This window comes from Nostocoides japonicum T1-X7, assembly GCF_001046855.1.
In the GTDB taxonomy this organism is placed as follows: Bacteria; Actinomycetota; Actinomycetes; order Actinomycetales; family Dermatophilaceae; genus Nostocoides; species Nostocoides japonicum.
Map to the genome: position 1 here is coordinate 2,644,245 of NZ_HF570958.1, position 9,530 is coordinate 2,653,774.

Here is a 9,530-nt window from a genome sequence, read left to right on the forward strand (position 1 = left end):
CCGACGCGGCGCGCGTGCCGGCACCCGACGTCGAGCGGGCTCCGACAGCCGATGCCGAGCGGGCGCCGACAGCCGACGCCGAGCCGGCACCCGACGTCGAGCGGGCGTCCGACGTCTTCGGCGCCCCCTGGCCCGCCGCCGACGATGCCCGCGAGCGCGGCGCCTTCGGCTTGCGCTCGGACGACGACTCCCGCCGGTTGGACGACGACGCCCCCTTCGGGCTCGCCGCCTGCTCCGCCATCAGCTGGCCTCCAGCCCGCGTGCGGACTGTCCTCGGAGGCTGCGGACGAGATCCTCGAAGGCCTCTCGGGTCGTGTAGCGGGGCTCGAACCCGAGGACCTCACGCATCGCCGTCGTGTCGAGGCCCCGGCCGTAGGAGAGGAACCGGACCTGGTCAGGCGAGAAGTCGGCGGCGCCGCTGCGTTTGATGACCGACCCGACAGGCCCCGCGGCGAAGGAGGGGAGCGGGACGAGGGGTCGCCGCAGCAGTCCGGCGGCCTGGCCGACGGTCATGACCCCGTCCCCGGCGATGTTGACGATGCCCGCGACGTCGCCGAGCGTCGCCTGGACGAGGACGTCGACGGCGTCGTCCTCGTGGACGAACTGCATCCGCGCCACGTGCCCCATGGGCGCCGGCAGCACGGGGAGCGCGAAGTAGTCGGTCATCGACGTGCGGATGCCGGGCCCGATGATGTTGGCGAAGCGCAGCATGCAGATCGCCGTGTCGGGGCGACGCCGGGACAGGCCCCGGACGTACCCCTCGACCTCCACCGAGTCCTTCCCGAACCCGGTCCGCGGCATCTCGCGGGCGGTCATCCCCTCGGTGAACATCGCGGGGTCCTTCGCCGACGAGCCGTAGACCGCCGCCGACGACTTCACGACGAGCCGGGTCACCGACGGTGCCTTCTGGCACGCGGCGAGCAGCTGCATCGTCCCGATGACGTTGATCTCCTTCTGGGAGGTCCGTCCCCCGGCGAACGTCGGGGTCGCGATGACGTTCATGTGGACGACCGTGTCGACGCCGGTCTGCTCGATGATGCGGCCGATCATCGGATTGCGGATGTCGGCGCGGACGAACTCCGTCGTGCCGATGTCGTGCGGGGGCGGGATGACGTCGACCCCGACGACCCGCTCGATGTCGGGATGCTGGGAGAGGCGGACGGCGACGCGGCCACCGAGGTACCTCGACACCCCGGTCACGAGGACAACGGAAGCCACCAGTCACTCTCCCCAACGCATGCGAATCTGGCGCAAGCCTATGCCGCGACCGCGCCCGGTCGGCACGTGGTCCACCGGATGGCCCGCGACGGGAACGGCCCCCGCCCAGCCGTGCTGGAGGAGGCCGTCACGCTCACTTCTTGTTGCGCCGCTGGTGACGCGTCTTGCGCAGGAGCTTGCGGTGCTTCTTCTTCGCCATGCGCTTGCGGCGCTTCTTGATGACCGAACCCATAGTGTCCTCACGTGTGGTGTGTCGTGTCGTGTCGACGGGACACGACAACGCACCACCGTCGAACAGCCGTCACAGCCTACCGCCGCACCGCGGGACGACCCAAAACGCGGGGCCCGGCGACATCCTCGACACGGCGCGACCCTCGCGGGGCCCCCGCTCGGGACGCCACACTGGGCCCATGGCGCGCCGTGGACCCGGACTGTCGGGCACCCGGCCGTCGGACCTGGCCCGTGGGGTGACGGCGGAGTTCCTCACGATCCGCCCGAGCCCGGTGCGCTGGCCGTTGGCGGCGGGCGGTGCCCTCAGCATGGGCATCCCCCTCGCCGGGTTCACCCTCCTCGGCCGCGAGGACCTCGGCCTCATGACGAGCATCGGGGGCTTCCTCGCCCTCTACCTCGGGGGGCGGAGCCGCCGTGACCGGGCCCGGGCTCTCCCGCTCCTCGGGATCGGGCTCGTCGCCGCATCGGGTCTCGGCGCCGCCGCCGCTCCGGCTCGGGCCTCCTCGGCCGGGGCCCTCTTCGTCGTCACCACCGTCGCGGCCCTCGCGGTCTACGGGTTCTCCGTCGGTCCCCCGGGGGCGATGTTCTTCGTCCTCGCCTGCGGGGTCGGGGTCCACCTCGCCGCTCCTGTGGCACTGGGCGGCGTGGGGCGGGCGGCCTGGCTCGTCCCCGTCATGACCGGGCTGGGATGCGTCATCGCGTATGCCATCGTGCTCGCCCCCCTTCTCCTGCCTCGGGTGTGGCACCAGGACCGCGCGGCCCACGAGGAGCGTCGTCCGTGGTCGTTCGGGTACCACCCGGCGGACGGCGTCGTCGTCGTCCGGGTCGTCGCGGGGACGGCCCTCGGGCTGCTCGTCGCGATGCCGCTGAGCCTGTCCCACATCTACTGGGTGCTGCTCACCGTCGTCGCCATCCTCCAGGGCGGCGTGGGACGGCGGATCACCGCCGTCCGCGGTCTCCAGCGCGTCGTCGGCACGATCGTCGGACTCGCCGTCTTCTCGGTCATCCTGCGCGTGGACCCCCACGGGCTGTGGCTGGCCGTCGTCGTCGCCGCGCTCCAGTTCGGCACGGAGCTGGTCATCACCCGCAACTACGGGCTCGCTCTCGTCCTCGTCACGCCCCTGGCGCTCACGATCTCGTCGCAGGGAACCGCCTCGCGGGAGGGCCTCGCGCTCGAACGGCTCGGCGACACGCTCCTCGGGGCCGCATGCGCGGCCGCCGTGCTCGCCGGCGGCTGGCTGGCCCGGCGACGCCGCTGACCGCTCCTCCACCCGGCGGCCGGGCCGTTCGACCCTGCATACGCCGACAGAGGTATGCCACGAGCCTCCCCACGCGGGTCGTCCCGCAGCCTCGGCCCGGCTACGGTCGGGACGTGAGGCATCCGTCGGTCCCACCGGTCCGCTGGCTCGCCGTGCCGCTCGCTGTCGCGTCGGCGCTCGCGCAGGTCGGCGGATCGATCGGCCGGGCCCACGCGTCGGGGGGCCACGTCGGTGCGCTGGGGGTCGTCCTCCTGCTCCTCGGGCCGCTCGCCATCCTCCTGCTCAACCGGTGGCCCCTCGTCCCGCTCGGCGTCGCCATCACCGCCGCCGTCGCCTACGCCGCGACGGGGAGCCGGATGGGCCCGATCTTCGTCGCGCCCCTCGCAGCGCTCGTCCTCGAAGGCGTCCGGCGCCGGGCGGAGTGGCAGAGCCGCGCTCGAGCCGCCCGGGCCGCCTCGCAGGACCGGACCCGGGCCGAGGAGCGCTTCGCCATGGCCCGCGACCTGCACGACGCCCTCGGTCACCGGCTCACCCTCATCAACGTCCACGCCGGCGCGGCGCTGCACACCTTCGACGCCCGGCCGGACAACGCCCGGCAGGCCCTCACGACGATCAAGGCCGAGAGCCACGCCGCGCTGGAGGAGGTGCGCAGCGTCCTCGACCGGCTCCGCGAGCCCGGCGCCGCCGCGGTCCGCTCCCCCGGCCCGACGCTGCTCGACGTGGCCGGCCTCGTCACCGAGGGCGCGGGCGTCCGCTGGTCGCTCGAGGTGACCGGTGAGCGCGGCGAGGTCCCCGCGTCCGTCGACGCGGCGGCCTACCGCGTCGTCCAGGAGGCGGTGACCAACACCCACCGGCACGCCCGGGCGCATCACGGCCGGATCCGGGTCAGGTACGCCGACGACACCGTGTCCGTGTCCGTCGCCGACGACGGGACCGGACCGAGCCGCGAGGCCCGGCAGGAGTCGCTCGCCGACCGAGGCGGCCAGGGCCTCGTCGGCATGCGCGAGCGGGTCGAGGCCCTCGGCGGGACCCTCACCCTCGACGCCCCGTCCGCCGGCGGGTTCACCGTGACGGCCGTCCTCCCGCGCCACCAGGGACTCCCCCGATGAGCCCCGCGATCCGCGTGGTCCTCGCCGACGACCAGGCCCTGCTCCGCGCGGGCTTCCGGATGCTCCTCGACGCCGCGCCGGACCTCGAGGTCGTCGGGGAGGCCGGCGACGGTGACGCGGCGGTGTCGGTCACCCGGGAGGCCGTGCCCGACGTCGTCCTCATGGACATCCGGATGCCGGGACGAGATGGACTGTCCGCGACGGCGGAGATCTGTGCCGACGCGTCGCTGCGGGCGGTGCGGGTCCTCGTCCTCACGACGTTCGAGCTCGACGAGTACGTCTTCGAGGCGCTCCGGATCGGCGCGAGCGGCTTCCTCCTCAAGGACGTCGAGCCGGCGGACCTCCTCGCGGCGATCCGCTCCGTGGCGGCGGGCGACGCGGCCCTGTCGCCCTCGGTGACCCGCCGGCTCGTCGAGCACGTCTCGGCGAGCACGGCGCGGCGCCCTCCGGTCGAGCAGATCCGGCGGCTCGACGCGCTGACCCAGCGCGAGCGCGAGATCGTCGCGCTCGTCGGCCAGGGCCTGACGAACGAGGAGATCGCCGACCGGCTCGTCCTCTCCCCCGCGACGGCGAAGACGCACGTGAGCCGGGCGATGGTCAAGGTCGGCGCCCGCGACCGGGCCCAGCTCGTCGTCCTCGCCTACGAGAGCGGCCTGGTCCGCCCCGGCTGGATGTCCTGACTACCCCGGCGGAGGTACGCGAGGTGCCGCCCGGTGGAGGACGCGGACGTAGGCCGCGGCGGGCGACCGTGGTGAGGACGGCCGGCGCGAGACCGGCCTCGACGATCCGGTCGGCCGCAGCCGGCCCCGACGAGAGGTGATGAGGTCATGACGACCCAGCTCACGGCATACGCGTCCTCGGTGCTCGCGCACCCCTACCCCGGTGGCGGGTTCCACTGGTGGTTCCCCGTCCTCTTCTTCCCCCTCGGGTTCATCCTCTTCTGGGTCGTGTTCGCTCTCGTCATCCGCGCCGTCCTCTGGCGCGGACGCGGTCCCTGGCGCGGCGGCCCGTGGCAGGGCGGCCCGTGGCACGGCGGGACGCAGGGCGCGGAGCAGGTGCTCGCCCAGCGGTTCGCGGCGGGGGACATCGACGAGTCCGACTACCGGGCTCGCCTCGAGGTGCTCCGCAGCACGCCACCGGCGTCCTGAGCTGCGCCCTGGAGGCGCACAGCACGAGGTCTCCCGTCCGACGGCGTCGGTCGGGAGACCTCGTCGCGTGCGGGCCGGCGGCGATCCGGACGAGCCGCGCCCGGACGAGCCGGGCGTCAGGCCGTGTCGATGAAGGAGTTGCGGAGGTACTTGTCGACGGCGTCCTGGGGCACCCGGAACGACCGGCCGACGCGGATCGCGGGCAGCTCGCCGGCGTGGACCATGCGGTAGACCGTCATCTTCGACACCCTCATGATCGAGGCCACCTCGGCCACGGTGAGGAACCGCACCTCCGCGAGCTGGCGATCGCTCATCGCTGCACCCCTGATCCTCCGTGCGCGCCCGCGCATCGTCGGGAGAAGACCCGGCGGACCCTACGCGGATGCAAGAAGCAACCATAGGGGCAGTTGTGACAAGTGGGGAACCCCAACGGGAGAATTCTTCCCCCACGTCCAGCCGACACGCCGTGGGGAGGTCGACGCGCCGCCCTCATCTCCCGCGCCACGGACCTGTCAGTCGAACCAGGGATCGAGCCCATGATGGGCGAAGACGGCCTGCCGTGTCGCCATGATCGCCCGGTCGATGCCGTTGTCGGGGTTGAACCCCATCGACCACGGCTGGACCCAGATCGGCAGGTCCTTGGCGGGCAGGTCACCCATCCGGGCGGGTCCGGGCCGGCCGAACCGCCGCTGGACGTCGTCGCGCCAGGACGCCGGGATCTCGACGTCGGCCGCGATCGGGTGGTGCGCGGCGATCGCCGTGAGGTGGGTCCAGGCCCGGGGGACGACGTCGATGAGCTCGTACCCGCCGCCCCCGAGCGCGACCCACCGCCCCTGACAGACCTGGTGGGCGAGGCGATGGACGGCGTCGGCGGCATACCGCTGGGCGTCGACCGTGATCGCGAGGTGGGCCAGCGGGTCCTCCCGGTGGGTGTCGCACCCGTGCTGGCTGACGAGCACGTCCGGCTTGAACGCCGTGACGAGCGGCACGGCGACGGAGTTGAGCGCCCGCAGCCACGCCGAGTCACCGGTCCCGGGCGGCAGGGCGATGTTGACGACGCTCCCCTCGGCGTGCTGGCCGCCGATGTCCCCGGGCCAGCCGGTGCCGGGGAAGAGCGTGCGACCGTTCTCGTGGATGGAGATCGTGAGGACCCGCGGGTCGTCCCAGAACGTCGCCTCCACGCCGTCGCCGTGATGCACGTCGAGGTCGACGTATGCCACGCGCTCGGCGCCGTGGTCGAGGAGCCACCGGATGCCGACGGCGATGTCGTTGTAGATGCAGAAGCCCGAGGCGCTGTCCGGCCTCGCGTGGTGGAGGCCGCCGGTGAAGTTGACGCCGTGCTCGGACCGCCCCGTCCACACCCGCTCGCACATCTGCACGGTGCCGTCGACGACCCGGGCGCTCGCCTCGTGCATCGCGGCGAAGGCCGGGTCGTCCTCGGTGCCCAGCCCGAACCTCTCGTCGGCCGCCGCCGGGTCCGCGGCGGCGGCCCGGACGGCCGCGATGTACTCCGGCGTGTGGACGGTCTGCAGCAGCTCGTCGGACGCGACGCGGGGGCAGACGATCTCGACGGTGTCGAGGACCCCGAGGGCCCGGGAGAGGCGGGCGGTGAGGTCGAGACGGAGCGGCCCCATCGGGTGTCCCGGCCCGAAGTCGTACTCCGTGACCGAGTCGTCCCAGACGACAGCCGTTGTCCCCATGGCCGGAACGCTACCGCCCCCACCCGTGCGGCACGGCCACTACGCTCGACGGGGACCCGGCCGCCGGCCGGCACACGGCACCTCGAGGAGACCCATGGCGCGCAACCGGCTCTACGACGCGGACGTCCTCGTCGTCGGCCTCGGACGGTTCGGCCAGGCCGCGGCGACCGAGCTCCAGCGGCTCGGCCACCGGGTCACGGCCGTCGACAAGGACCCCGCGCTCGCCGAGTCCTACGTCGGCCACCTCAGCAAGGTCGTCCAGGCCGACGCGTCGAACCCGGCCGCCGTCGAGCGGCTCCGCGCCCGCGACTTCGCGCTCGCCGTCGTCGGGATCGGCTCCTCCATCGAGGCCTCGCTCCTCGCCTCGGCGAACCTCGTCGACGCCGGCATCCCGAACATCTGGGCCAAGGCCGTCACGCCGGAGCACGCCCGGATCCTCACCCGGATCGGCGTGCACCATGTCGTCCGGCCCGAGCTCGAGTCGGGGATCCGCGTCGCCCACCTCATGAACGGCAAGCTGAAGGACTACATCGAGTTCGACGACGGGTTCGCCATCGTCAAGATGGCTCCGCCGCAGGAGACGATCGGCTTCACGTTGGGCCAGAGCCAGATCCGCAGCAAGTACGGCGTGACCGTCGTCGGCGTCAAGGCGCCGGGGACGGACTTCACGTATGCCGTGCCCGAGACGAAGATCAACAGCCAGGACACGCTCATCGTGAGCGGCCCGACGGAGCTCATCGAGCGGCTCGCCTCGCGCCCCTGACGCCGGTCGGGCGCGTCGGCGGGTCGGCTCGGCCCGTCAGAAGTCGGCGCCGCGGTCGCCGGTCAGCGGGAGGATCATGCAGATCTCCTCCTCGCCGTCGTCCTCGCTGACGACGCGCATCGGCCGGCGGCTGTCGGTCGGCCGGAACCCGAACCCGCTCGCGAACGCCACGGCCCGGCCGTTGTCGGACCCGACCCAGTAGGTGAGGTGGGTCCGGCCCCGCTCCCGCGCCGTGTCCGCCCCCGCCTTGACGAGCGCGGACGCGACACCGGTGCCACGGGAGGCCGGCCGCACCCACAGGCCGAACAGCTCGGCCACCGTCGGCTCCTCCTCGGTCGTGGCCTCGCCGATGCTGGCGACCCCGGCCTGCTCGCCGTCCACCTCGGCGAGGAGCCGCACCGACCGGGTCATCCGGTTGTGCCACTCCTGCTCCGGGAACCTCTCCTCGTCCTCCACCGTGGCCACGAACGCCTCAGGGGACTCGGTGAGCGCTTCGAGACGGGCGGACCGGTAGGTCTCCCAGTCCTCCTCGGTGAGGGCACGCACGGTAATGTCAGCCATGGGCCCCATGCTGGCATGCCGCGAGGTCGAGGTGGTACTCGGTCTCGGTGATGGTCTCGTCCCAGGGCAGCGACCCGGTCCGGCCGGTGGGCACGAACCCCGCGCGCTCGTAGAGGGAGCGCGCGGCGGAGTTCTCGTCGGCCACGTCGAGCAGCAGGCGCGACAGGCCACGGGCCCGCGCCTCCGCGACGACCGCGTCGACGAGCGCCCGGCCCGCGCCGGTGCCCCGGTGGCTCGGATGGACCCACATACCGACGAGATAGGCGGCGTCCGGCGGCAGCTCAGGGTCGGCATACAGCCCGACGGAGCCGACCGCCCCGCCGAAGCCGGCCCCGGGGTCGTCGACCCAGGCGAGCCACAGGACCGCCTGCGTGACGAAGCCCTTCCAGATCTCCTCGGTGCGCTGGGCCGTCTCGGCATGGGTGCTGCCGAAGGCCCGCGGGGCGTCCGCGAGCATGGCGAGCCGCACGTCGCGGTAGGTCCGCCACTGGCCGGGTGTCACCCGTTCCACCCGGAGTGGGGCGGCGGGCCCGCCCTGCGTCATTCGGCGCCGGAGGCGAGCTCGTGCGACCGGGCCGCCGCGGCCTCCATCGCCGTGATGAACGCCGCGCGCACCTTGTGGTCGTCGAGCTGGCGCAGGGCCGCGGCCGTCGTGCCCCCGGGAGAGGTCACCTGCTCCCGCAGGACCGTCGGGTGCTGGCCGGTCTCCTTGATCATCGTCGCCGCACCGTAGAGCGTCTGGACGACGAGCTCGGTCGCCGTCGTGCGGGGCATGCCGAGGACGACACCGGCCTCGATCATCGCCTCGACGACGTAGAAGATGTATGCGGGTCCGCTGCCGGAGATGGCCGTCACCGCGTCCTGCAGCTTCTCGGGCACCTCGACGACCTTGCCGCACGACCGCAGCAGCTCCGCCGCGACCGCGAGATGCTCTGTCGTGCAATGCTTTCCGGGAGAGATGGCGGCCATGCCCTCGTCGACCAGAGCCGGCGTGTTCGGCATGACCCGGATGACCGAGCTGCCCTCCGGGAGGCGGGACTCGAGGTAGTCGGAGGTGATGCCGGCGGCGAGGCTCACGACGACGTTCCCGGGGTGGACGTGGGGCGCGATCTCCGCGACGAGCGCACCCATGTCCTGCGGCTTGACGACGAGGACGAGGGTCTCGGCGGCCTCGGCCGCCTCGGCGTTCTCGAGGACCCGCACGCCGTACTTCGCCGTGAGCTCGGCGGCGCGGTCGGGTCGGCGCTCGGTGACGACGAGCTCGGCGGCGGATCGCCCGGAGCGGAGCAGGCCGGACAGCAGGGTCTCCCCCATGACGCCGGCCCCGAAGATGGCCACGGTTCCCATGGGCCCAGATCGTATGCCGCCGCCGGACATCCCGGCCCGGCCGCCCATTCCCGCCGCTCGCCGCGGAGACTTCTCACACCGTCGGGGTCCGGCTTCCGGTCCGGGGCCGGTCACGACGCATCGCCGGGCCCGTCCCGCTGCGCGACGAGGAGCCCGAGCGCCCGCCGGGTCGCGGCGACGGCATCGGGGCCCGC

12 protein-coding genes are annotated in these 9,530 nt (G+C 73.3%); 5 read left to right on the forward strand and 7 right to left on the reverse strand.

The genetic code is table 11. The features are described from left to right. Nucleotides 1–240: 240 nt before the first annotated feature. Entirely contained in the window at nt 241–1,218 is a 978-nt protein-coding gene (locus BN12_RS11815) for an NAD-dependent epimerase/dehydratase family protein (RefSeq protein ID WP_048552703.1), read from the reverse strand. Nucleotides 1,219–1,351: 133 nt separating this feature from the next. Then, entirely contained in the window at nt 1,352–1,450 is a 99-nt protein-coding gene (locus BN12_RS23805; protein ID WP_003792170.1) for a 30S ribosomal protein bS22, read from the reverse strand. A gap of 178 nt (nt 1,451–1,628) precedes the next feature. Here BN12_RS23805 and BN12_RS11820 point away from each other — a divergent pair, with 178 nt between their 5' ends. From BN12_RS11820 to BN12_RS11835, 4 genes are all read left to right on the forward strand, one after another. After that, nucleotides 1,629–2,708, forward strand: a complete 1,080-nt coding sequence (locus BN12_RS11820) for an FUSC family protein (protein ID WP_157635466.1) — start codon at nt 1,629–1,631, stop codon at nt 2,706–2,708. A 113-nt stretch (nt 2,709–2,821) separates the two neighbouring features. Beyond that, nucleotides 2,822–3,817 carry a sensor histidine kinase gene (locus BN12_RS11825; protein ID WP_048552707.1) on the forward strand — a complete coding sequence of 332 codons (996 nt, stop codon included), beginning with the start codon at nt 2,822–2,824 and terminating at the stop codon, nt 3,815–3,817. Continuing rightward, complete coding sequence (locus BN12_RS11830) at nt 3,814–4,497, forward strand: response regulator (RefSeq protein ID WP_048552709.1); 684 nt, start codon at nt 3,814–3,816, stop codon at nt 4,495–4,497. Before BN12_RS11825 ends, BN12_RS11830 begins: the two co-directional genes overlap by 4 nt. Before the next feature lie 147 nt (nt 4,498–4,644). Further along, complete coding sequence (locus BN12_RS11835; protein WP_048552712.1) at nt 4,645–4,965, forward strand: SHOCT domain-containing protein; 321 nt, start codon at nt 4,645–4,647, stop codon at nt 4,963–4,965. A gap of 116 nt (nt 4,966–5,081) precedes the next feature. Here the strand turns inward: BN12_RS11835 and BN12_RS11840 are convergent, their stop codons facing one another. Both BN12_RS11840 and BN12_RS11845 read right to left on the reverse strand, forming a co-directional pair. Then, the gene (locus BN12_RS11840; protein WP_048552713.1) at nt 5,082–5,279 is read right to left on the reverse strand and encodes a helix-turn-helix domain-containing protein; all 198 of its coding nucleotides are present in this window, start codon (nt 5,277–5,279) and stop codon (nt 5,082–5,084) included. Between the two features lie 198 nt (nt 5,280–5,477). Continuing rightward, the gene (locus tag BN12_RS11845) at nt 5,478–6,665 is read right to left on the reverse strand and encodes an acetoin utilization protein AcuC (protein WP_048552715.1); all 1,188 of its coding nucleotides are present in this window, start codon (nt 6,663–6,665) and stop codon (nt 5,478–5,480) included. 94 nt (nt 6,666–6,759) lie between these two features. On the opposite strand from BN12_RS11845, the gene BN12_RS11850 reads away from it, so the two are divergent. Further along, nucleotides 6,760–7,428 carry a potassium channel family protein gene (locus BN12_RS11850; protein WP_048552717.1) on the forward strand — a complete coding sequence of 223 codons (669 nt, stop codon included), beginning with the start codon at nt 6,760–6,762 and terminating at the stop codon, nt 7,426–7,428. Between the two features lie 36 nt (nt 7,429–7,464). On the opposite strand, the gene BN12_RS11855 is transcribed toward BN12_RS11850, so the two are convergent. Genes BN12_RS11855 through proC form a run of 3 tightly spaced genes read right to left on the reverse strand, consistent with a single transcriptional unit; the run spans nt 7,465 to nt 9,336 of the window. After that, a complete protein-coding gene (locus tag BN12_RS11855) occupies nt 7,465–7,989 on the reverse strand; it encodes a GNAT family N-acetyltransferase (protein WP_048552720.1) in 525 nt (174 codons plus the stop codon). Next, the gene (locus BN12_RS11860) at nt 7,982–8,491 is read right to left on the reverse strand and encodes a GNAT family N-acetyltransferase (RefSeq protein WP_048552723.1); all 510 of its coding nucleotides are present in this window, start codon (nt 8,489–8,491) and stop codon (nt 7,982–7,984) included. The genes BN12_RS11855 and BN12_RS11860 overlap by 8 nt, the downstream gene beginning before the upstream one ends. 38 nt (nt 8,492–8,529) lie before the next feature. Further along, nucleotides 8,530–9,336, reverse strand: a complete 807-nt coding sequence (gene proC, locus BN12_RS11865) for a pyrroline-5-carboxylate reductase (RefSeq protein ID WP_048552725.1) — start codon at nt 9,334–9,336, stop codon at nt 8,530–8,532. Nucleotides 9,337–9,530 lie beyond the last annotated feature (194 nt).